The organism is Bacteroides congonensis, from assembly GCF_900130125.1.
In the GTDB taxonomy this organism is placed as follows: domain Bacteria; phylum Bacteroidota; class Bacteroidia; order Bacteroidales; family Bacteroidaceae; genus Bacteroides; species Bacteroides congonensis.
The window spans coordinates 1,816,580-1,838,566 of the sequence record NZ_FQXY01000011.1 but is presented as its reverse complement, the minus strand read 5'-3'; the positions used below and the strand labels follow the sequence as shown (position 1 = coordinate 1,838,566).

30 protein-coding genes and 5 tRNA genes are annotated in these 21,987 nt (G+C 39.7%); 7 read left to right on the top strand and 28 right to left on the bottom strand.

Going from position 1 to position 21,987, the window contains the following annotated elements; all coding sequences use genetic code 11:
• Positions 1-15 precede the first annotated feature (15 nt).
• From BQ7997_RS24770 to BQ7997_RS24695, 17 genes are all read right to left on the bottom strand, one after another.
• Positions 16-1,731 carry a ParB/RepB/Spo0J family partition protein gene (locus BQ7997_RS24770; protein WP_073348415.1) on the bottom strand — a complete coding sequence of 572 codons (1,716 nt, stop codon included), beginning with the start codon at positions 1,729-1,731 and terminating at the stop codon, positions 16-18.
• Positions 1,732-1,832: 101 nt separating this feature from the next.
• Positions 1,833-2,021 (bottom strand): hypothetical protein, encoded by a 189-nt coding sequence (locus tag BQ7997_RS24765; protein WP_073348414.1) that lies wholly within the window; start codon positions 2,019-2,021, stop codon positions 1,833-1,835.
• Positions 2,022-2,026: 5 nt separating this feature from the next.
• Entirely contained in the window at positions 2,027-2,770 is a 744-nt protein-coding gene (locus BQ7997_RS24760) for an AAA family ATPase (RefSeq protein WP_009039409.1), read from the bottom strand.
• On the bottom strand, positions 2,679-3,542 hold the full coding sequence (locus BQ7997_RS24755) for a hypothetical protein (protein ID WP_073348413.1): 864 nt from the start codon (positions 3,540-3,542) through the stop codon (positions 2,679-2,681). Before BQ7997_RS24755 ends, BQ7997_RS24760 begins: the two co-directional genes overlap by 92 nt.
• The gene (locus BQ7997_RS24750) at positions 3,539-3,988 is read right to left on the bottom strand and encodes a VRR-NUC domain-containing protein (RefSeq protein ID WP_008775940.1); all 450 of its coding nucleotides are present in this window, start codon (positions 3,986-3,988) and stop codon (positions 3,539-3,541) included. The genes BQ7997_RS24755 and BQ7997_RS24750 overlap by 4 nt, the downstream gene beginning before the upstream one ends.
• 177 nt (positions 3,989-4,165) lie before the next feature.
• On the bottom strand, positions 4,166-5,902 hold the full coding sequence (locus tag BQ7997_RS24740) for a DEAD/DEAH box helicase (RefSeq protein ID WP_073348412.1): 1,737 nt from the start codon (positions 5,900-5,902) through the stop codon (positions 4,166-4,168).
• Positions 5,899-6,507 (bottom strand): hypothetical protein, encoded by a 609-nt coding sequence (locus BQ7997_RS24735; protein WP_004311529.1) that lies wholly within the window; start codon positions 6,505-6,507, stop codon positions 5,899-5,901. Before BQ7997_RS24735 ends, BQ7997_RS24740 begins: the two co-directional genes overlap by 4 nt.
• 24 nt (positions 6,508-6,531) lie before the next feature.
• On the bottom strand, positions 6,532-6,951 hold the full coding sequence (locus BQ7997_RS24730; RefSeq protein ID WP_073348411.1) for a NinB/YbcN family protein: 420 nt from the start codon (positions 6,949-6,951) through the stop codon (positions 6,532-6,534).
• Between the two features lie 2 nt (positions 6,952-6,953).
• Positions 6,954-7,427, bottom strand: a complete 474-nt coding sequence (locus tag BQ7997_RS24725) for a single-stranded DNA-binding protein (protein ID WP_008775943.1) — start codon at positions 7,425-7,427, stop codon at positions 6,954-6,956.
• Positions 7,424-8,332, bottom strand: coding sequence for a hypothetical protein (locus BQ7997_RS24720; RefSeq protein ID WP_073348410.1), 909 nt, complete (start codon positions 8,330-8,332; stop codon positions 7,424-7,426). The genes BQ7997_RS24725 and BQ7997_RS24720 overlap by 4 nt, the downstream gene beginning before the upstream one ends.
• Positions 8,329-8,925 carry an ERF family protein gene (locus BQ7997_RS24715; RefSeq protein ID WP_073348409.1) on the bottom strand — a complete coding sequence of 199 codons (597 nt, stop codon included), beginning with the start codon at positions 8,923-8,925 and terminating at the stop codon, positions 8,329-8,331. The genes BQ7997_RS24720 and BQ7997_RS24715 overlap by 4 nt, the downstream gene beginning before the upstream one ends.
• A 236-nt stretch (positions 8,926-9,161) precedes the next feature.
• Positions 9,162-9,244: transfer RNA gene (locus BQ7997_RS25585), tRNA-OTHER, on the bottom strand.
• 100 nt (positions 9,245-9,344) lie between these two features.
• Positions 9,345-9,411: transfer RNA gene (locus BQ7997_RS25580), tRNA-OTHER, on the bottom strand.
• 227 nt (positions 9,412-9,638) lie between these two features.
• Positions 9,639-9,736: transfer RNA gene (locus tag BQ7997_RS25575), tRNA-OTHER, on the bottom strand.
• Between the two features lie 95 nt (positions 9,737-9,831).
• A tRNA-OTHER gene (locus BQ7997_RS24710) sits at positions 9,832-9,902 on the bottom strand.
• Positions 9,903-10,153: 251 nt separating this feature from the next.
• The gene (locus BQ7997_RS24700; protein WP_073348408.1) at positions 10,154-10,411 is read right to left on the bottom strand and encodes a hypothetical protein; all 258 of its coding nucleotides are present in this window, start codon (positions 10,409-10,411) and stop codon (positions 10,154-10,156) included.
• Positions 10,412-10,428: 17 nt separating this feature from the next.
• Positions 10,429-10,635, bottom strand: coding sequence for a hypothetical protein (locus BQ7997_RS24695; RefSeq protein WP_073348407.1), 207 nt, complete (start codon positions 10,633-10,635; stop codon positions 10,429-10,431).
• Positions 10,636-10,745: 110 nt separating this feature from the next.
• Between BQ7997_RS24695 and BQ7997_RS24690 the strand changes: the two genes are divergently transcribed.
• Complete coding sequence (locus BQ7997_RS24690) at positions 10,746-11,099, top strand: hypothetical protein (RefSeq protein WP_032851135.1); 354 nt, start codon at positions 10,746-10,748, stop codon at positions 11,097-11,099.
• 194 nt (positions 11,100-11,293) lie between these two features.
• Here the strand turns inward: BQ7997_RS24690 and BQ7997_RS24680 are convergent, their stop codons facing one another.
• From BQ7997_RS24680 to BQ7997_RS24655, 7 genes are all read right to left on the bottom strand, one after another.
• Positions 11,294-11,482, bottom strand: coding sequence for a hypothetical protein (locus tag BQ7997_RS24680; protein WP_139260976.1), 189 nt, complete (start codon positions 11,480-11,482; stop codon positions 11,294-11,296).
• A gap of 38 nt (positions 11,483-11,520) precedes the next feature.
• Positions 11,521-12,330: an SPFH domain-containing protein gene (locus BQ7997_RS24675; protein WP_009039401.1), complete on the bottom strand. Its 810-nt coding sequence runs from the start codon at positions 12,328-12,330 to the stop codon at positions 11,521-11,523.
• A 398-nt stretch (positions 12,331-12,728) separates the two neighbouring features.
• Complete coding sequence (locus BQ7997_RS24670) at positions 12,729-12,938, bottom strand: hypothetical protein (RefSeq protein WP_032856102.1); 210 nt, start codon at positions 12,936-12,938, stop codon at positions 12,729-12,731.
• Positions 12,922-13,182 carry a hypothetical protein gene (locus BQ7997_RS25570; protein WP_032856101.1) on the bottom strand — a complete coding sequence of 87 codons (261 nt, stop codon included), beginning with the start codon at positions 13,180-13,182 and terminating at the stop codon, positions 12,922-12,924. The genes BQ7997_RS24670 and BQ7997_RS25570 overlap by 17 nt, the downstream gene beginning before the upstream one ends.
• A gap of 27 nt (positions 13,183-13,209) precedes the next feature.
• A tRNA-OTHER gene (locus BQ7997_RS25565) sits at positions 13,210-13,343 on the bottom strand.
• 274 nt (positions 13,344-13,617) lie between these two features.
• Positions 13,618-13,854 carry a hypothetical protein gene (locus BQ7997_RS24660; protein WP_004300198.1) on the bottom strand — a complete coding sequence of 79 codons (237 nt, stop codon included), beginning with the start codon at positions 13,852-13,854 and terminating at the stop codon, positions 13,618-13,620.
• A 15-nt stretch (positions 13,855-13,869) separates the two neighbouring features.
• Positions 13,870-14,178, bottom strand: a complete 309-nt coding sequence (locus BQ7997_RS24655) for a hypothetical protein (protein WP_009039399.1) — start codon at positions 14,176-14,178, stop codon at positions 13,870-13,872.
• A gap of 166 nt (positions 14,179-14,344) precedes the next feature.
• On the opposite strand from BQ7997_RS24655, the gene BQ7997_RS25980 reads away from it, so the two are divergent.
• The 4 genes from BQ7997_RS25980 to BQ7997_RS24635 all read left to right on the top strand — a co-directional run bounded on the left by BQ7997_RS25980 (position 14,345) and on the right by BQ7997_RS24635 (position 16,084).
• On the top strand, positions 14,345-14,725 hold the full coding sequence (locus BQ7997_RS25980) for a helix-turn-helix transcriptional regulator (RefSeq protein WP_073348405.1): 381 nt from the start codon (positions 14,345-14,347) through the stop codon (positions 14,723-14,725).
• A complete protein-coding gene (locus BQ7997_RS24645) occupies positions 14,706-15,401 on the top strand; it encodes a hypothetical protein (protein WP_073348404.1) in 696 nt (231 codons plus the stop codon). Before BQ7997_RS25980 ends, BQ7997_RS24645 begins: the two co-directional genes overlap by 20 nt.
• 63 nt (positions 15,402-15,464) lie before the next feature.
• Positions 15,465-15,716, top strand: coding sequence for a hypothetical protein (locus tag BQ7997_RS24640; protein WP_073348403.1), 252 nt, complete (start codon positions 15,465-15,467; stop codon positions 15,714-15,716).
• 23 nt (positions 15,717-15,739) lie between these two features.
• Positions 15,740-16,084, top strand: coding sequence for a hypothetical protein (locus BQ7997_RS24635; RefSeq protein ID WP_073348402.1), 345 nt, complete (start codon positions 15,740-15,742; stop codon positions 16,082-16,084).
• A 5-nt stretch (positions 16,085-16,089) separates the two neighbouring features.
• Here the strand turns inward: BQ7997_RS24635 and BQ7997_RS25440 are convergent, their stop codons facing one another.
• Positions 16,090-16,275 (bottom strand): hypothetical protein, encoded by a 186-nt coding sequence (locus tag BQ7997_RS25440; RefSeq protein ID WP_128858150.1) that lies wholly within the window; start codon positions 16,273-16,275, stop codon positions 16,090-16,092.
• A gap of 314 nt (positions 16,276-16,589) precedes the next feature.
• On the opposite strand from BQ7997_RS25440, the gene BQ7997_RS24630 reads away from it, so the two are divergent.
• Positions 16,590-16,802 (top strand): hypothetical protein, encoded by a 213-nt coding sequence (locus BQ7997_RS24630; protein WP_044654956.1) that lies wholly within the window; start codon positions 16,590-16,592, stop codon positions 16,800-16,802.
• Positions 16,803-16,864: 62 nt separating this feature from the next.
• Here the strand turns inward: BQ7997_RS24630 and pgl are convergent, their stop codons facing one another.
• The 3 genes from pgl to gnd are packed head-to-tail and all read right to left on the bottom strand — an operon-like array spanning position 16,865 to position 20,623.
• Positions 16,865-17,599 carry a 6-phosphogluconolactonase gene (gene pgl / locus BQ7997_RS24625; protein ID WP_044654957.1) on the bottom strand — a complete coding sequence of 245 codons (735 nt, stop codon included), beginning with the start codon at positions 17,597-17,599 and terminating at the stop codon, positions 16,865-16,867.
• Positions 17,596-19,092, bottom strand: coding sequence for a glucose-6-phosphate dehydrogenase (gene zwf / locus BQ7997_RS24620; RefSeq protein ID WP_044654958.1), 1,497 nt, complete (start codon positions 19,090-19,092; stop codon positions 17,596-17,598). The genes pgl and zwf overlap by 4 nt, the downstream gene beginning before the upstream one ends.
• 55 nt (positions 19,093-19,147) lie before the next feature.
• Positions 19,148-20,623: a decarboxylating NADP(+)-dependent phosphogluconate dehydrogenase gene (gene gnd / locus BQ7997_RS24615; RefSeq protein ID WP_073348401.1), complete on the bottom strand. Its 1,476-nt coding sequence runs from the start codon at positions 20,621-20,623 to the stop codon at positions 19,148-19,150.
• A 109-nt stretch (positions 20,624-20,732) separates the two neighbouring features.
• Here gnd and BQ7997_RS24610 point away from each other — a divergent pair, with 109 nt between their 5' ends.
• Positions 20,733-21,902 carry a dicarboxylate/amino acid:cation symporter gene (locus tag BQ7997_RS24610; protein ID WP_073348400.1) on the top strand — a complete coding sequence of 390 codons (1,170 nt, stop codon included), beginning with the start codon at positions 20,733-20,735 and terminating at the stop codon, positions 21,900-21,902.
• The last annotated feature ends 85 nt before the right edge of the window (positions 21,903-21,987 follow it).

The window sequence follows — 21,987 nt, the reverse complement described above, 5'->3', positions numbered from 1 at the left end:
AAAGAGAGGAAACCACTAGGCTTCCTCTGTGTTATCGTTATTTAGTTCTTTCAGTCTTTCTTTGAGCTTCTTTTCTTTCTTATCATATGAATCCGCAAGTTTCTTAGAGAGCGCTTTGAAATCATCCGGATATTGTTCTGCAAAAAGGATTTTCTGACACTTTTGCAAATAGGAGTAGAAATTCACATTATTCGATGATAAGCATTCAGCAATAAAGGCTCTATACCATTGGTGTCGGTCAGCTTGGTTGTTCTTGACATAATTTACAAAATCACTCTCACCATTCCATTTTTTCAAATTCAGTTTTTCAAGATAAGTACTGCTACAACCGCTAAGAACCAGCACATCAAAAACAAGTTGTTCATTTTCAGAGAATTCTTTTGTTCTCTGATAATATGTTTTCTCTTGCGCCCACTTGCGCATTTCTTCAGCAGACTTCTCCTTGACTATATCCTTCGCTCTTTTTAATTGGGCGTTTATTTTTTCCCTTTCTATCTCTTTTAGATCGGCAACAGCGGCAGTACTAGAAACCAGTTCTTTCTTTGTGTAATAGAATTTTATATTAAATTCTGGATTATAATTACCAAAGAATGAGATACAGCGATAAATTTCACCTTCATCAAGCATTTTTAGTGTCCGTTCATCATCAGCACTATAATAACATAAACTCCTAAACACCTCATCTGGATTAACTACTTCAAATCCAAGTTGCTTTACGGCTTCTAAAGCACTTTCATATTGTGCTTTTCTTTCATCACTCCAATAATATTCTGCTTTTGCTACAATAACAGTTTTTCCGAATGAAAAAGGTTCACCTACTTTAACAAGATTCTCACTCTCAAGCAGAATCTTTCGGATTACATATGCAATCCGCTTTCTATAAAAACAGGCAGCATTGATACAGCGAGCATTCTTATTATTCATCTCATAGAACAAACAACCATGATTACAGGTATTAGATTCACATTGAGAGCACTGCTTAAATTCGCCATTTTCCCAATTGTCAGCGTCTTCTTTAATCCAATCCGCTTTATCCAGTTCTAAAAAGGAATTACTAACATAGTCACGTATCATAGATGTCGTGCATTGTTCATCTTCTTCCTCATTGAACTCCTTTTGAGTTTCTTCGTCAAGTTTTGAAAGAATCATAGCACCGGATAATGGTATGTCTCCATTTCTTACACGTTCTTTCAGTTCCGGGATAAGACCGTTTAGCTTTATACGGTCAAAGACAAAACGAGTAGACTTTCCAAATTTAAGAGCAATATCTTCCAAAGTCCGTCCTTTCTCAGTCAACTGCGCAAAGGCAAAAGCTTCTTCGATGGGATCAACATCTTTTCTTTGAAGATTCTCGGTAATCATCGCTTCAAAAGCCTCATCATCTGTCATTTCTCTGACAATGCAGGATATTGTCTGAAATTTTTCCGACTTTTTTCGATGGGCTTTGATTTTTGCAACATTCGCTTCATCTTCCTTTGCTTTCAAAAGTGACACAGCCCGAAAACGACGCTCACCGCAAACAATTTCATACGAACAGGGAATTGTCGTAACACCGCCAGTCTCTAAGTCAGTAAAATCTTCGGATTTGGCTACCCTGACGGTGATAGGCTGCAATAAGCCTTGCTTTTCAATGTTGCTTGCGAGCTCTTCAAGAGCTGCTTCATCAAAAGTCTTTCTCGGATTCAAAGGAGAAGGACTAATAAGGTCAATTCTAATGTTTTGTACTTCCATAATTTAATTATATTGGTTTGACTTTTAATTCATTACATCAGTAAAGTTATCGTAAAATGACAAGTTATGCAAACAGAAACTCCGCCATTTTAACGCCATTTTCATGCGGGCTTATTACGTATTTGAATAAATCCTCTTCTTTCAGTTTCCCGAAGAAGTTCCATATCTTCTTCTCGTATTTCAGCAGGCGTTTCACCGTTCACACTTCGATACGTTCCAATACCGAAACGCTCTCTGATACGAGCAATTTTATCCGAATCTTTAGTAACCCAGTAAATTGTAACTTTCATAGTAGCTATATTCTACGACTCTCGCCACACAGGGGGAGAACATTAAACGTTTTAAAACGATCCACTAATCTTGGCCCAAAACGTTTCTTAAATTCGGCTATGCCAAGATTCGATGTTATATGATACTTCTTGCCGTATTGCTGAAAAATCTCATACCGGGCATAAAGAAATTCATCAATAACCGAATCGAGACTGGTACCATACGATTTTTGATTTTCCGTTTCCAAACCGATATCATTCAAGCAGATATTAAAGGGATTTGGTTTAAATCCTTTGGATTGATTCTCATTGTAAGTGTACAAGTCAATATGCCCGTGAATTTTATAATAATTCATCATTTGAGTAACAGACAAGTTTTCAAAAGCATTGGGGTTACAAGTGAGTTTCAAATAATCTGCAAAAATCTGCATCAACATTGTTTTCCCGGTGCCAGGTTCACCAACAAGCAAAAGATTCTTATGAACCTTATAATTCTCTTCCGGAAACACATTTTGAGCATACCGACATCCGTTGAAATAGTACAGAAGAAACTGAATTAGTTTAGAGTTGTTATCATCAACATCAAATTTTCTAAACTCCCGTTCCGTATAATCCGTACCAAGGTTAGAAATTAAATTCCAATGACTGTAATACTCTTGCGTATCAGTTAAGTCATATTCAGAAACGTTCTGAATACTTTCTTTGTGCCTTTGTATCAGATTCTCTATCTGTTGGAGCGTCAGCTTGCGCTTGCCGGCTTCCTTCTCCATCAAATTTTGAAGTTTGCTTGATAAATTCTTTTCCTCTTCCGTCATGGTCTAATTCATTTCTTCGATTTTCACGAATACGATCCAGTATCCAAAGGTTTGCTTTGGAATCCCACCGCTCTATTTTCACTCCATTGGCATTCTTCCACCCTATCGAGTCAAAGTGATTGAAGAATATTTCTGCTTGCTCTTGCCAGTCATCTAACCGTTCCGGAGCATTTTGCTTGATGAAGTGTTGAATAACCTCATCAAGCGTAGGAGCTATAAATTCTTTTGCGACTCTTTTAGGTTTCTCCGGTTTAGAGAGTGGGAAAAGCTCGCCAGAGCTACTTTCTTTCTTACCCCCTTTAGGGGGTTCTTTCTTTGTCTTTGTCTCTGTCTTATATTCTTCTTTAGGGGGTATGGGGGAGCTTTCTTGAAAAGGTGTCCCTAAAGGGTACCCTAAAGGTGTCCCTAAAGGATGCCGTAAAGGTGGTATATTTTGCATACCTTTTTGTACACCTTTGATAGAATACGTTGATTTATTGCCTCTTCCATTGCCTTGTTTACATTCAATAAGACCTGCTTGAACTAATCTATTTCGGGCGGACTTGAATACTTTTACAGACACTCCCACGTCAGATGACACCTTTGTATCACTACGTGTCCAGTTATCCTCCCAGCCTAAACGATTCGCAATTTTTAGCAAGTAAAAATAAAGCCTCGTTTCACAGCAGGAAAATTGCCAGCTTTCGTCAAGTTCCCAAAACCTATTGATAAGTTCAATATAAGTCATATCAATTTATAATAATTCCGTAAGACATTGTTTATATAAGGTTGAGGGTCGGCTTTCAGATAATAGCAAACGCTATTAATGAACTCAATCAACCCATGACAAACGACATATACACTACCATATTTCTCAACTAAGGCCTGCCACTCTTTTTGCTCATCAGACTGCGTTCCGGCACGTTTACCTTTTACATGTGGAGTTTTCATCTCTATGCAAAGACTGCTCTTACCACCGCGAGGAAAAAGCAGAATCAAGTCAGCAACACCAGCGATGGCACCTTCATATTTACGCATAGCACCGCTTTTCTTTGTCCTGACGCCGCCGTTTGGTATAGCAAAGAGTAGAGGGCCGACATTGGGAAACGTTTCTCTGAACCAAGTTACACAAATGTGTTGTATCTTGGTTTCAGAATATTTCACCTCCAATTTACGAATATCTTCTTCAGTCATTTTTCTGCTTGTTTTTTGAAATCGTAGCACATTCATTTAGAAGGTCAACGATTTGTTTACACCTGTTCCTGCAACCGACAAAGGATATTATGGTTTCCCATTCAGGACCGAACAACATTTCTTTCTTGTATTCCTGAATATGAGTTCTCTGCCCAATTATAACTAATCTAAATGGCTTCATAATTTATCCCTAAACAAGTCCATTGCAAGATTCACCATATTCTCTTCTACTTGGTCATCCGTTCCGGTTACACCGTTAGCAATGTTCTTCTTTGTTTGAATCACATCATACATATACTTGTCAATAGTATCCTTACCTAAGAAGTAATAGCAGTTAACATTGTTCTTTTGACCGTTACGGTGTGCTCTATCTTCTGCCTGTTCGCAATCACTGAAAGTCCAAGGGAACTCTATAAAAGCAACACGACTGGCAGCAGTCAAAGTAAGCCCGGTACCGCCCGATTTGAAATTCAGAATAATCAGTTTACAATCCGGATTATTTTGGAAAGAGTCAACGGCATATTGCTTTTGGTTGACACTATCGGAACCCGTTACAGTAACAGCTTTAGGAAATTCCTTTTTCAGTTCTGCTACAACTTCTTTCAAGTAACCGAAAAGTATCAGCTTCTCACCACCGTCGATAACATCATGGACAAATTCACAAACAGCCTTGATTTTACCTCTGGCAGATATCTGCTTTAAAAGCTGCATCTGCACCATAACGGCACCATTCATTGATTTCTGCACTTGTTCATCCGAAGCGTTCTTGTACTTCTTCAAGTATTTTACCATATCAGCCTCGGCAGCCTTATACTCTTTGGTGGTAGTGATATCAACTGTCAAGTATTGACGAGTCTTGTCCGGAAGTTGTGTAAGCACCTTTGACTTCTCACGACGAAAGAAGCAAGTATTCCATAGTCGCCAATTCAGCTCTTTAACGTTGGATGCCTGTTTGGGACCATCACAATATCTTTCAACATACCGGCTATAACCTCCAAAATCCTCTAATCGACCTAATATTTTTAGCTGTTGTAGCAAGTCTGTATTATTGTTAACAACAGGAGTACCGGTCAATGCGAATATATAACGTTTACCTTTGCAGATACCTTCAACATATTTGCTCTGTTGAGTTTTACTTGATTTGCATTTATGAGATTCGTCAATGATAACAGACCTAAACAGAGAGACACGCTGATCGAAAGCAATACTTTTCATTGTAAGCTTGGATTCCTTATTTACAGCTTTTACAAAAAATTTATTAAGCGATTCATAATTAGTAATGAACACCTCACAAAGTGGGCTGCCATCAGACTTTTTACACTCATAAAATGATTGCCAGGACTGTCGGTTTCTGTCATCAAGGATAATCGAATTCATACCTGCGAACTTCTTAAACTCACGCTGCCAGTTTACTTTCAACGCAGCAGGGCAAATTACAAGTACTGGAAAAGACTCACCATAAATGGGCGCTTCCTTATGTGCTTTAACAACTGCACATATGGCTTGCAATGTTTTACCTAATCCGGGCTGGTCACCGAAAAAACAGCGTTTGTGCTCTATTGCATACTGTACTCCTTCAAGTTGATACTCGTAAGGTTGAAGCAACATATAGTGTTCACCGACAAAAGGTTTCATCGGAGGAATATCATAATTAATATCTTCAGTTACCTCACGTTCCTTGACAGTAGAACAATAACGCATCTGAACAGCCCATTGCGCAAAAGCTCTCACATACCAATTCGCATCACGTCCAATAGGATAACGCGTATCATTGATACTAACAAGCCACGCCCGGTCTGTTCCGTCATAGCGTGGCTTACTTGGTATCATCTTTATGACCTCGACCAACTTTGGGTGATACTCGAACTGAATCCGGTACAGATTGGGCGTCTTAGTCACATAAATTGGTTTCATGAAGCAGGTTCTAATACTAATTCATGATGTTCAACTGTTGAACATATCCCGTTATCTTCACCATCTTCATTCATTGCATCAGCAGCTTCATCAACCTTGTCAAACGGGTCCTCACCATCTTTAAATTCAAATTCCCTTTGAATCTCCGAACATTTATTCTCTGTAACATAAAGCTCTGCTTCATACAAGAAATTATAAACAGCATCACGAAACTCCTCACAATGCACATACGATTCATTGTCCGGATCGAAACCAATACCAGGAGAACAAAGATTAAGGACTTTGCTCGTCATAAGGGTTCGCTTACCTGTCAACACACAAACCTCAAAAGAAGAATCACCACCAATGCTAACGCCGGTTACATTGAACTTTTTGAAGAACTCATCTTCAAGACATGACTCTGGACGTTCCCAATTAATGTACTGGGATTCTTTCTGTTCTGTAATATCGACAATGTAGGGTATGAGCTTGTTTAGCGAATCCTTCAAATCCGGATGAACAGGATTAATCCCCTTAAAAACAATATCGTTTCCTTCCTTGTCTGCATAGACCACTTCAAGACATCCCTTTTTGGTCAATTTTGCTTTTGAAATATTCAAATCCATTTTAATTAAACTTTGAGTTAATACTTACCTATGCAGGTATTCATTAATAAAATCTTTATAGTACTGGTCAACAGGCAATGGCAAATTGATTCCTAATTCGGTGGCAGCATCAGCCTGAACCTTATCCATGAAAGTTTTCATTTGGATCGTATTCAGTTTAGAAGTACTTCCAACAACCGAAACAATATTTCCATTCATACATATTTGCCGTGGAAGAAACTTCCGGCAATAGTAATCATGAACATCTAACTTATCCGTGCCTGTCTCCCTCTCAATACAGGCAAACCACAGCCACATGAGCGCATTCTGCGACAGGGTACGCGGTTCTACCTTTCTCTTGATGCTTACAGTGTAAGTTCCATTTTTGAGCGTGGAACAGAGGTAGCCAAACGACTTATCCATTGTGACTACCCCGTTTTGTTTTGTTAGAATAGCTTCTGCCATATTTAGAATGGTAAATCATCAGGCGGTGATACCTGTTGATATGGCTGTTGCTGATATGCAGGCTGCTGTACTTGTTGTTGCTGTCTCTGTGTAGGCTGTTGCGTTGGTAACGGTGGTGGTACAGGAGCAGCCTGTTGCTGAACTTTCGGTGTAAGCATCTCGATACTATCAACAAAGACTTCAGTTATGTAACGTTTAACTCCTTTGCTATCGTCATAGTTACGAGTGCGTAACTTACCTTCTATATACAACTTATCTCCTTTATGGACGTACTTCTCAACTATTTCAGCAGTCTTATTCCAAAAAATAAGATTATGCCATTCTGTACGTTCCGGCACCTGGGTTCCATTTTGTAAGGTGTACGCCTTATCTGTTGTGGCAAAAGATAAAGAAGCTACTTTCGCTCCACCGTCCAATGTTCTCACATCCGGGTCTTTACCGGCACGCCCTATAAGAATTACTTTATTAACACTCATTTTCCTTCCTCCCTTATAGTTACACGAATACTATCCGCTTTAGTTGATGTTTTTAAATATTGAGAATATAGTTCCGGGTGATCTTCCTGAAACTTCTTTGCATCAAAACTCTTACCCGTTGAAGAGGGAGTATAGCTAACACGCAACCGACCGGCGTCCCATGATTTAACACCGTTCTCACGCATGGCACTTTTAAGCTGTTCCTTATAACCTTTCTGCACTTCAGCGATATAACTCGCCTGTTCCTCTATATCAATAATAGTATTTACTAATTGCATAGGAATAAGCTGCTTCTCATCGGCTGGAACAGGAGCATTAGGTAAGAACTGTTCACCTTTAATCTCACACTCCAGTAATCTCTTAACCTCTGCATCCGGTTTACGCTCAATCTCAACCAATTCAGATTTATCACCTCGTAGCCAAATTCCAAACAATTTATCAACTTTAATTAGTGGATTTTGAAGTTCAAACAAATAGGCATAAATTGATAACTGCCAACTCAAATACTCACGGTCAAGGCTTGCAGTAGTCTTGATGTCGCCAAGACTGATTTTCTCGTCCTTTTCCCAAACACAATCAATATTCGATGCAAAATATTCATTGTCTGAAACAGTGTACTCATTGGCAAAAGCCTTATATCCGGCATTTACTCTTTCCCTGATATAATTAATAGCTTCAATACTCTCGGGTGGTAATCCTGTAACATCAGCAAACTGGCATTGTCCATGAATACGACTGCCTTTTTCAGCAGCTTTTTTCAATATGCATTCTGGAATATTCCTATACTTATTGGGAAATAGTTGCCGGCTTATCATTCCGGTAATACCTTTCAGTTGCTTTTCACCAAGAAAATATGTGTGGTTCTCTTCTGAGAAAACCACACTCGATTTAACCAACTCTATCATGATGCAGGATAAATTTTGCCCATTTCCATACAAGCATTTACAAACTCTTTATCATTTTGCATAGCCGGATTACCATACCATACTTTTTCAAGTTCAGCTCTGCTTTTGACAGCAAGCATGTCAGCAATAGACTTTTTCAGTTGGGCATCAGTATAAACTGGATTCTTCATACTAACCGGTGTTTTTGCAGGCTGTTGTGCATCTTCTTTATCGTGAGTGTTAGTTGCATCACTGTCTTTTGTATCATCAATGCAAAATAGACCGTTAAGAGCATACTTTCTTGCATAAGAAGATGAGGCTCCGGTAATTTGGCTGCCATCCATTCCCTTCTTTGTTTCCTCTTCTCTCGCAAAAGCAGTCACTATTTCTTTTTCCCCTTTTTCGTTGGTTAAAGTGGCAGTTGCTTTTACATAAATTCTATTGCCTACTGGCACCATCTCATCACTGAGAGTTAACGAACACTTTGTTTCAGTCAGAATAGGTTTCACTGACTCAAGAATATCCTCACAACTACGGTATTTGTAACTACCGAACTTATTAAATTGCCCTTTCGGGGCTTTCAGCTTTTGCTGAATGGTTACTAATTCTTTCATAATTCTGAATTAATGGTTTGACTTTTAGTTTATTACATCAGTAAAGGTAATCGTTATTGACAAGTTTAGCAAACAGAAACTTCGCCATTTTAACGCCATTTTCAGGTAGTTAAAAACTGCCTGTACGGTATTGTACAGGCAGAAAAATAAGAAAATGAATAATCCAATGTACCTTATGGAACGGCTACGCTTGAAGGGTGTACGGCTCCCTGATTTATACATAATGTAAATGCTAGTGGACGGAACCGGAGTCGAACCGGTCTCACGGAATATTGGTGCACCTCACCGCAGTTTCAACCAACGATATACATATCCGCCCGATTAATTAAAAAGGTGCACTATCTTCACAGACCATACACCCCAATCACAAACACAAAACATAACTCATGAACTACTATAATTTAATAGGATCAGAAATGTGAATGGCGTGGGGCTCGAACCCACATCACGCATACCTGCGTATGCTGCCAATTACACCAGCCATCCGTTTTAAGTGAACTATTCTCACGAACCATTCACTTAGAACACAAACACAAAATAAAACACGACATTAACTATAAAATAGCACTCTCACGAGCTTCTTGCTTCCGGATAGCCGTTCAAAGCACACCGGAATAGTATAGAACAATTAAAACTCAAATAACAGGGGCTTTAACCCTACAGCGTCCTTTTCGCTGGCAACATTAGTTAAACATAAAAAGAAAAATTCTCTGTGAAGGAACCCGGACTCGAACCGGGATGATAGATTACCTATGTATGACTTTCTTCAATCTATCTGCATACTTGCGTCTACCAATTCCGCCATTCCTTCAATTCGTAGCCAGACGATTCTGGCTACATTGATTGATTGTTATTGATACAAACATAATTTTCCCCCTCACGGGTTACTTAACTCTGATTGAGTTGAGCCGGGAAACGGATTCGAACCGCTGACCTCATGTAAAAACATGTGCTCTAACCAACTGAACTACCCCGGCAGATGCCCGGCGAACCGGGCTAAATAAACATGACAAATACTAAAATTAAGCAATGCAAACCTTCACAGGCTACTTTTATATTCTTCCCCTTTCCTCATATTCGAATCTCACAGCCAATAGTACAACAGTTATAATGAATATGAGATATGACCAAGCGATATCACTTCGCGTAGCTTCGATTCCCCCACCTATATACATAGCTACCAATATGGCAACTACTGTAAAAATGTTATGAATGAATTTTATTTTTTTCATCTCTTCCGCTTTTTAGATTTGACTTTCCTTCTCGCACATCGGCAATGCAGTAATACTTGAGCAGCATTACAATGCCATTTGCCATTTTGAACATTAGTGGGCTTATCACTTTCAATCTTACCCGCTTCTATAAGATTCATCAATTTCTTTTCCCCACCTACATAATACGCAGACTTATCTTTTCCAAATGTCTCTGTAGAAAACAGACGGAGAATATTATCTAGCAATATTTCAGCCATTTCACCTCTAATCATCTCAACAAACAAGGTAGTTACGCAATTCTAGTTACTATAAACTGCATATTTTTTACGTCTGACTTTGTTTTCCAAACCATTCCTTCAGCTTTTTCTTTATAAAGCCGAGCATTTAAAGTGTAAGTAACAGACGTTTTTTGAATGATAGGAAATACTTCTATTGCACCAACGTCCATGTTTCGCAAAACATTGATTATACTGCGTCTTTCTATTTCTTTTTCCATACTGATTAATTTTAAAATAAAAGCTCCCCCGAACCAATTCGATCGGCAGCATCACGCTTTATTCGGAGGATTTACTTAACTTTGGGGTGTATAATCAAAAATTAAGTAATATGAGAGCTGAATTTTACAAAAAACACGCAGAAGATATACTTTCTAACCTTGAAAGCATACGAGCAACATTTAAAGAATTGGTTGATTCTAACAAGATAGCGCCCAAAAGCTATAAAGATAGTACTCCAGGAACAAATGATGTATATTCATGCAAATTCAAAGAAGTACAAGATGATTTCATCAATCTTGTACATGCTTTTGACCAAGAAATGCCATTTTACAAAAAAATGATGTCAGAACCTCGACCTCGATTTGATTCAGGTTTTTTAGATCATTATTACAATGATGATTGCAACAAGCTCAAATCACTCATAGAAAAATTCATTCATTATCTCTCTTTTTATCTCGATTAAACCCGACTTTACAATCTGAATAATCCCGAAAAGCTTTCTGTATCATAGCAGGAAGCTTTTCGGCTACTACTTTAGCTGATTTTATCGGCATATTCTCTACACTTAATGAGAATGTGGCATCTTCCAAATTCTCATTCCTATCGTTTTTAATTGTTACTTGAATCATAAATATGTTGATTAATTAATGTGGCTACTCAATGAGTAAGATAGTCCAATAACCGTTCCCAATCAGACTCATCGCCTGACCCACATTCATCTTTGAAATGGGTGACACACCACAATCGGATGCGCCACTCTTTCAAAGGTGCGTTAATTACAAAAGAGACTGCTTTTGGGTAATCTCCATCGGGTTGTATTTTCTTAACAACTCGCATCTTAATCATTCGGATTAAGTATTTACGGATAAACTTGGGTAATTTCATTATTGAGTTATTTTCAGAAAATCAGGAGCAATACCATAGAGCGGTGTTTTTCCATCCCATTTATCAATAAACTGCTTATACAGGATTTCTTTAGTCAACCCTTTCGATGTAATAAGAGCCTGTTCCGTTTTCAATCGTTCCAATTCATTTTGTTTCTTCTGCTCTTCAATTTTCTGATCGAGAACAGATATATTGGTATTTACTTCATTGCGACTATCAATCTTATCACGAACAGCTCTTGAAAACTCCAACTGTGCAGAAAAAGTAAGTAATTGTAATCCTCGTTTATCAAACTCTTTATCTACTATTTGCTCCAGTCTCTTTTCAAAAACTAACGAACCACCATCCGCCATCAGGCTATCAGTCTTATGTTTTCGGCTTTCCTCCTTAATAAGGTCATAAATACGAGGTTCCAAGATATTATCTTCCAACGATTGCATAAAGCCATCCTTTCCTGATGGAGTATCGGCTTTATCAATATGCTTGTTGTCAAATACAATATCAATAGCCCTATTCTTCATCACCTTATAGGAATAAGTCGGACGTGCTGTAAACTCCGTATTGTCAGCAGCCTTTAATGTTACTGGCTCTGCGAATTCTCCACGTTGGTCAAACAAAGGAACTTGAAATAGCTCCGTACCCCATTCCCATGTAGATACTTTGCCCGAAACTACCTTAAAATCATCTTTCCCCTGTTTACCGTAATTCTCCATGAGCACACCGGCATAATTAGGAGCAACTCTTTCACACGATGCAAATAAAATAATGGCAATCAATGCCAAAAACAGACAATCAATCTTTCTTCTCATTTTTCAGTGCTTTTATTAATTTATATGTGACAAAAAATATCGTGAACAAGATTACACCCACACCTATCCACGCATTTACATGATTAAATATTCTATTTCCAACAAATAGACCGATGATGAACATCACAATTAGAGTTATGTAATTCTTCATAATAATACGCTTAATATTAATTGATTAATAAATTTCCCCCGTTCCAAGATTATTCGCTAATAAAAAAGGAACGGGGGATTTTCTTATTTTTGAAGTGTCAAATCAAAAAACAAGAAAATGAACAAATTTATTGAGATTACCGAAAACGGTAAACGCATCCTTATCAATCTAGGATGTGTTATTAAAATTGAGGACCATAGAAAACAGTGTATCCTACATTTCATTGATGGAACACCGCCATTAACAATCACTCTTGCTTATGAGAGTTTGAAGTCGATTCTTCAGGATCCCAATCATTCAATCTATGGGTAATTCGCTTAATGGGAATGCCAAAGAAAGTTATCACCTTGTAGCTTTCAAATACTTTCACGCAATCCCTGATAGGTTTCCCTCTTCCCCTATTGATGTCGCCTATCTCTCGAAAGGCGACATCTTTAATTTCAATTATTGCTTTCATATCTCTTTTTTATTGCATCCAACTTATCTGAAAATGCTTGTAAGGCATTCATTAATATCCGGAACATTCCGTATGTAAATAGAGCACTTACCGCACCGAGAACAAATGAAGCTGTTCTTTCTTCAAAATCACTCAACGTAAATGTTGTAATAAAAAAGTAACACGAAGAAACAATAGAAGCGAGTAACATAAGCACCGCCCCTAATATTATTCCAACTATTACAAACTGGAAAAACCTTGTCATAACTCTATATTCTTTAATTAAACATTGAAGCGATGGGCGGATTCGAACCGCCGACCTCTGCTTGTGGTGCTCTTCCGTTAAGCTAAGAGTATTTCTTGAGAGACTCGAACTCTCAACCATCCACCACACGCAGCGCTCTAACCTGCCTGAGCTACATCACCTTTATATACATAAAGCAAATACCTCGATTTGCCGACAAACGTCTAACTGATTTAGTTTTACAACGATACGGCTTGACCATTAACCACAGCATTATATCGTTGAGAAGCCCGCCTACGTCAGTAATCCCTTTCGGCATGTGTCGGCTTCCAAAACACCATTTTACCAATATGTCAAAGAACTCTTCTCTGTTGTTCCCAGTCTCCCTTCAAGGGCAGGCTCAAAGACCGGACTGGGTACCGGATAACCGGCGGTTTGGTTTGACTTTAGTGAGGGTTAGAGAATACTTTGGTTGTTCTTCAAAACTATATCCATTAAGTTTCTTTGCGATTCAATAAATTTCTTCAAATCATCACATTGGGAAACTTTCTCTCTATAAAATCCACGTTCTGATTCTAAATCTCGTTTGAGTTTTTCATTTTCACCTCTCAAAGAGCTGATCAACGCGTCTCGTTCTTCAATCACAGCTTCATATTTGTCTCGCTGTATTTCTAGTTCGGTTCTTTTATCCATTGTTGTATAATTTGATTAATCTCCGACGTAATGTGCACCGTAATGAGTACTATTTGGGTTGTAGTAAGCGGAAGCGGGTATATTAAGATTATTGTACCCCTCATGCCTTGTAGCTTTAGCCGCTTTACTCATTACCTCGTTTCTTTCTGATAAGAATTTATCCGTTCTTGCTTTCATGGCTTCCTGTGAGAAATTTTCTTGAAGTTTAGCAAGTCTCCAAGTAGCTTTCAGAACCTCTCCAAAAGTTTTTCCCTGCTTCTTGCCTGAATACTTATAGGTTCTATGAGCATTTCTCATTATTTCGGATAAATCAAATCTTTTCATGTCTGTCACATTTATAGAGTTTCACATTTGTTTTATCAATCAATTTTTGTATGTTTGTATGATTGATTGATTTATGATGCAAATGTAATCCAAATATGGATAATTTCAAATCCAAAAGCTTATTTTATTATCCATATTTGGATATATTAACTTTATAGTAAATTTTATGATTGATAGAATTAAAGAAGTTATAGCCTATTCGGGGCTATCTGATAGGGCATTTGCCCTCAAATGTGGTATTAAACAAAACACATTGAGTAGACAATTAGGAGGGGTAAGTGAGGTTAGTGCCTCAACTATTAATGCAATATTGGATAACTACCAAGAAATATCTGCTGAATGGCTGTTAAGAGGAAAAGGCTCCATGCTTCTTCAAAAAGAAGAAACAGAACCAGGAATGGAGAAATTGAAAAGTATAGTATATACCATAGCTAATCTACAAGATGAGATTAACGAAAAGACAGTACTTACCCAACGCCTTTTGGAAGAAAACCAAAAATTAAAGGGTGAACTGGCTATGTTGAAGAATGAAAGAAATATTGGATAATTTAAATTTATACACACTAATGAAAACATTATTATTTATCGTTGTATCAGCTACCATATTATTAAGTGGATGCAAATCTAAAGAAGAAAAAGCTAATGAATTAATTAAGGACGATATGTTTAAAGTCCTATATGATTTTGCTAGCTATGAACCTATTGAAACCAATATAGACAGTGCTTTTACATCTGTATATACAGATTCAATCATTACAAGACATGCCTATTTCATTAAAATAGCTATTGAAAAAGCAGATGAATATCTAGATGAAATGAAAGATGCACGAAAAACCATGGAGATTTGGAGTGATGGTTATTCTTCATATAGTAACTCTAGATATTATGAAGCTAAAAATAAATTCAATGAAAATCTGGAAAAAGCCAAAGCATGTACTAATATGGTTTCACTACATTCGGACAGTATAAAAGACAGAGCTAATTTTATAAAAAAAGAATTTTGTGGTTGGAAAGCAATACATAAATTTAGATGTAAAACTAAAGGAGGTAGCCCAGACATAGGAAATTATGAATATATATTTGATAAGGATTTCAAGGAAATTATTAATAAAGAAGATTTAGATGACAAAGATTACATTAAAATCAAAGAACTTATTAATGAAGTATTAGAAAGCAAAAAAGAAAGTGATGAAACTGATTCTAAAAGCAATAATGAAATATAAGTTTAGAACTGTTGAAGCATGAACGAAATATAGGATAGAACCAATCAATAAAACAGATACGACATGAAAATAATTACATTTATCACTTTTGCCATTGTACCAATGGCACTATTTGCACAAGCTCCTGCACCGTCCTCATCATTCGATGGTTTCGGTTCAGTACTTATGGTATTACTTATCTGTGCTATAATCTTTATCGTTTGCAGGGAACTACTCTGTTGGTACTACAAGATAAATAAGATGGTGTCTAATCAGGAGGAAATAATTCGCCTTCTTAAAAAAATGGCAGGAGAAGAAAGTAATAGCAACAACTAGTTAGATATTAGCACGTATCACATATGGAACTTAAAGAATTCATAAAAGATACAGTTACTCAAATAGCAGATGCAGTAACTGAATTAAATGGCGGAGCTTCCAAATATCCACTAACCATTAATCCTATTGGTGATATAGGGAAACAGGATTCAAATTACATAGAGATAGCGTCAAAACATTGTTATATCACAAATATTGAATTTAATCTGTCATTGACAACATCTGACAATAAAGGAAACAATACAAAAGTTGGTGTGTTTGCAAGCATTATAGGAGTAGGTGTATCTTCTAATGAAGATGCACAAAATGAATCTGTAAGCAGAATAAAGTTCTCCTTACCCATGCTTTTACCAAACAAGGAAGTTTAAAATTATTAAGGCAATTTTCCTTCTTTGATATATTTATATGTATAATCAGCCACATTAATGAAAGAACTGGTTCCATTCACTTTTGTGACATAACCAATGCAGCGTTCTCTTAAAGCTTGATCTTTTTTAAGTTCTCTACGAACTTTACGCACTCTCATCCATTTTTGGATGCTTCTAAAAAACATTTTCATAAACGCACTATTTTAGTTTGACAATGCGCAAATATAATATTTAAAGTAATATAAAATATGAAATATAGAAATCTTGATAGTACATAAAACATCAAATGGTCGAATTATGGTCGAACCATAAAAAAAAGCAGGACTATATAATTGATATACAGAATATACAACTAGATTTCCAAAAATGTGTCTAGTTTAGTTTTTGTGTTGATAGCTCCCTCGTCGGCGGACGAACAAGGGAGCTATTTTTATATATTACAAGAATAATATTGCACAAAATATACATATTTTCCATAACTTTGCAGCGACAAAATATCACACAAATGGAATATGCTGTAGAAGAGTTGAAAAGTGCACTAATCGAGAAATGCGAAAGTGAAGGAATCTTGTATGCAATGGTTGCGGTAGACCGGCGTACGAAAGAGATAATTCTTCCGGATACTTTACAAGGAGCGTTGCAACATCCCGAATACTTTGTATGTACTTGCAGGAAAGTGAAAGAGACTTATATAGTAGAGGAGATTACGAAAGTGTAATTCTCCTCTAGTCTTTTTAGTTTTCGTATGTATCCGGTTTATGATAGTACAAGAAGAAAAATCTAATTGAAGTCTTTTTTATTCAAGTCGTCAATATACAAGGCTGCCCCTTTATCCATAAAAAGTTCTACATTCCGTGCGTGATGGGCAATGTAAGCTGCCGGCCCCGTATCTCCCGAATTGCATATTTCCTCTACTATGTCCGCTTTGCCTTTCCCCGTTATCAGGAAAATGACATGGCGGGCATTCAGAATCGGATAGCCGGTCATTGCAATACGCTTCTGTCCGTTGCGGGGATGGCTGCTGACTACATAAATGGAACTGGAAGTCAGCAGGTCTTCCTGTCCGGGGAAAATGGAAGAAGTATGCCCGTCGTCTCCCGCGCCCAACAAGATAATGTCAAACTCAGGCCAGCCTTGTTTGAGCGGTACCTGCTGCCTGACTAATTCTGAATAACGAAGAGCTTCCTTCACTGGTTTCGCTTCGCCGCGAATACGGAAGACGTTCTCATAGGGAATGGGAGTCAGTCCTAAAAGTAGATTGCGCATCATCCCATAATTACTGTCCGAGTCATCGGGCGGCACACAACGTTCGTCCACCCAATAGATATGCATACGGTGCCAGGGAGTGATATCCATATACTCGTTCGCCCATAGATCAAACATCAGAGCAGGGGTGTTGCCACCACTCACCGCTATATTGAACACCTTACCCGGTTCTTCTTTCATAATTTCCACCAAGCGGAGTATCAGCTCACGCGACGTCTCTATGGACGAGGGAAAAACTTCTAATTTCATAATTCACAATATTGATCTGTGTTCGTCAAATTCTTACAGGGATTTGTCCAGTCGGCCCCATGTTCGTGCATCATGGCTTCACTTTCCAAAGGCCCCCACGTACCTGCAGGGTAGCCGTAAAGAGGTGCGTCAGGATTTTCTTTCCAATAACGGAGTACCGGATCGAAGAAATTCCATGAAGCTTCCACTGCGTCACTTCGAGTAAATAAGGTCGGATCACCTTGGATACAGTCGTCTATCAGGCGCGCATAAGCGTCACCGCTAGGTACACCACCCAACTGGGCATAACTGAAATCCATCGTCACCTGGCGGACTTCAAAACCTGCGCCGGGAACTTTCATACCAATCTTGAGCACTATTCCTTCGTTTGGCTGCAAACGAAGAATCAATTTATTCGCCCGTGGACAGTTGCCACCGGCACAATGGAACATCTGATGAGGTGTTTCACGGAAATGAACTACAATTTCCGTCACCTTTGTCGGCATCTGCTTACCTGTGCGGATATAGAACGGAACGCCACTCCAACGCCAGTTGCTGATACCCAGTTTCATGGCAATATAAGTTTCCGTGCGCGAATCGGGAGATACGCCTTTTTCTTCACGGTAACCTTTCTTATTGGCGGAAGCCGTATATTGTCCGCGAACGATATGTTCGTTCAAGTCGACTTCATTCAACGGGGTCAGAGATTCGTAGACTTTCACGACTTCGTTACGGAAGTTGTCCGCATTGAAGACAGCAGGCGGTTCCATAGCCGTGAGGGCTACAAGTTGGATAAGATGATTCTGCACCATATCACGCAGGGCACCTGCCGTTTCGTAGAAGCCACCGCGCTGTTCGATGCCGAGATTCTCGACTGCCGTGATTTCTACGTAGTCGATATAATTCCTGTTCCAAAGGGGTTCGAAGATACCGTTGGCAAAGCGGAAAGCGAGTACGTTCTGGGCAGTCTCTTTACCGAGGAAATGATCGATACGGTAAATCTGCTGTTCGTTGAAAACAGAAGCATAGATTTTATTCAGTTCGCGTGCCGATTCGAGGTCGTAACCGAAAGGCTTCTCTACGATGATACGTGAATGGGGAGTATTGAGTCCGGCTGCTTTCAGATGCAAGGGTACTACACCGTAAAGTGACGGCGGAGTGGCGAGATAGAACAGCAGGTTGTCGGGGTCTACCTCATTCGTCAACTCCACCAGTCGTTGGCGGAGTGTCGGGTAACCTTCTTCTTTTGCCGGATCCATCGGCAAGTAATACAGATGGGAAATAAAGGCATCCATCAGCGCCGCATCCTGCTCTTCGGACTTTACGAATGTCTGAAGTTCACCTAATATATAGGAACGGTAGTCCTCGTCAGAATAGATTGTACGTCCGATACCCAATATGCTATAATCTCCGGTCAACCGTTTTTCACGGAAGAGAGAGTAAAGGGCAGGCATCAGCTTACGCTTGGTAAGGTCGCCGGACGCACCGAAAATAATCATTGCAAATTTATCCATTGTCGCTTTTTTATCTCTTACTTATAAAACAATCTTATTACTTCACCATATACTGTCAAACGTTGTATGTGCCCGATTTCGTATCGCCACCGTGTCCTGTCCAGTTTTCATGGAAGAACTGTCCGCGCAGTTCGTCCTTACGTTCGAACGTGTGCGCGCCGAAGTAGTCACGCTGTGCCTGCACAAGGTTGGCGGGCAAATCGGCGGAAGTGAGCGAATAGAAATAATTCAAGGCAGAAGAGAAAGCGGGAACAGGAAGCTCTTCTTTCATAGCTTCGGCCACGAGGCTCTTCCAACCGGGGAGCAACGTTTTCATTTCTTCTTTGAAATAAGGAGCCAACAACAAGTGTTCAGGCTTGTCGGTGGCTTCGAAGGCAGCCGCAATGTCATTCAGGAATATACTGCGGATGATGCATCCACCACGCCACATACGGGCAATGGAAGCCAGGTCGAGATGCCAGTCGAAAGCATCGGAAGCGCGTTGCAACACGGCGAATCCCTGGGCATAGGAGACGAGTTTGGAAGCATAAAGGGCAGAGAAAATATCCTTGACGAGTTCCACCTTATTATATATAGGTTGTGTATGTTGGCACTGGAATTGTCTGGAAGCCAGGCGGCGCAAATCTTTCTGGGCGGAGAGACTGCGTTCGAACACGGCCGTAGCAATCAGTCCTAGCGGCATGCCCAGTTCCATGGCATTGATGACCGACCATTTGCCTGTCCCTTTCTGTCCGGCAGCATCCAGTATCTTGTCTATGAGATAACCACCGGCTTTGTCTTTATGACGCAAGATGTTGGCGGTGATTTCGATAAGGTAACTGCGAAGTTTGCCTTCGTTCCAACGGGCGAAAACATCCGCCATTTCCTCGTTGTTCAAATCGAGCAGTTTCTTCATCACCCAATAGGCTTCGGCAATCAACTGCATATCGCCATATTCGATACCGTTGTGAATCATCTTCACGAAGTGACCGGAACCTGCCGGCCCCACCCATTGACAGCAAGGAGTACCGTCCGGCGCTTTCGCCGCAATGCTCTGAAGAATCGGTTTCACTTCCGGCCATGCTTTTTCCGAACCGCCGGGCATGATGGAAGCACCGTTCAAAGCGCCTTCTTCACCACCGGACACACCGCTGCCGACAAAAAGGAAACCTTTCGACTCGGCAAGCTTGACACGGCGGTTGGTATCTTCGTAATTGGAATTACCACCGTCGATAAGAATATCTCCGGGTGAAAGTAACGGAAAAAGCTGATCCATCAGTTCGTCTACCGGACTTCCGGCACGAACCATCATCATTATTTTCCGAGGGGTAGCTATTGAATCTACAAAAGCTTTTATATCTGTGAATCCTTCGATATTTTTACCTTTTGCACGGCCATTCATAAAGCGGTCTACTACTCCTTCTTCCACTCCGGGGACGGTACGGTTATAAACTGAGACATGCCATCCCTTACTTTCCATATTTAAAGCTAGATTCTCGCCCATCACGGCCAAGCCGATAAGTCCGATATCTGTTTTATTCTGATTTGCCATAACTTGTATATTTTGTAACAATGTTTATCATAGTAACAATTGAAATGAACATTTGTTCGTAATATTTAGATTAAAATATTATTTTTGCGGGCAACAAATAAAAGCAAGGATGAAGAAAATCAGAATCGGTTTATTGACCCGTATTGTTATCGCCATCATTCTAGGTATTGCCATCGGTACCTTTTTTCCGGCTCCGTTGGTACGGATATTCGTCACTTTCAACGGTATTTTCAGTGAGTTCCTCAATTTCTCCATTCCGTTGATTATTCTCGGACTGGTCACCGTGGCTATCGCTGACATTGGCAAAGGCGCGGGAAAGATGCTGCTCATCACTGCCCTGATTGCCTATTTTGCCACTTTGTTTTCGGGTTTCCTCTCCTATTTTACCGGAGTCACGGTATTTCCGTCGCTCATCGAACAGGGAGTCCCTCTCGAAGAAGTGAGCGAGGCGCAAGGGATTCTCCCCTACTTCACCGTATCCATTCCCCCGTTGATGAATGTGATGACAGCTCTGATTTTTGCTTTCACTTTGGGACTGGGGCTGGCTTCGCTCAACAGTGATGCTTTGAAGAACGTGGCACGGGATTTTCAGGAGATTATCGTCCGTATGATTAGTGCGGTGATTCTGCCTTTGCTCCCGCTTTATATCTTCGGTATTTTTCTGAATATGACACATTCGGGGCAAGTATATTCTATCCTGATGGTATTTATCAAAATCATCGGGGTAATCTTTCTTCTGCACATATTCCTGTTGGTCTTTCAGTATTCCATAGCCGCACTGTTTGTGCGCAGGAATCCGTTCAAACTGCTCGGCAGGATGCTGCCGGCTTATTTCACCGCATTGGGTACACAATCATCAGCCGCCACAATTCCCGTGACACTGGAACAGACGAAGAAAAACGGAGTATCGGCAGATATCGCAGGCTTCGTGATTCCGCTATGTGCCACAATTCATCTATCGGGCAGTACGCTGAAAATCGTAGCTTGCGCACTGGCGTTGATGATGATGCAGGGAATGCCGTTCGACTTCCCCCTTTTTGCCGGTTTTATCTTTATGTTGGGAATCACGATGGTGGCGGCACCGGGCGTTCCCGGCGGGGCTATCATGGCTGCTTTGGGAATCCTTCAATCCATGCTCGGCTTCGATGAATCGGCACAGGCTTTAATGATTGCGCTTTACATTGCGATGGATAGTTTCGGAACAGCCTGCAATGTCACCGGCGACGGAGCTATTGCGCTGATTATCGACAAAATGATGGGAAAAAACTGTGCTGAATAACTGTGCTGAAAAATAATTGGAAAGTGGTTTGCAAGGGTCATAGAAAATGACGACATTTGCACCCACATTTTCAATTATTAAATAC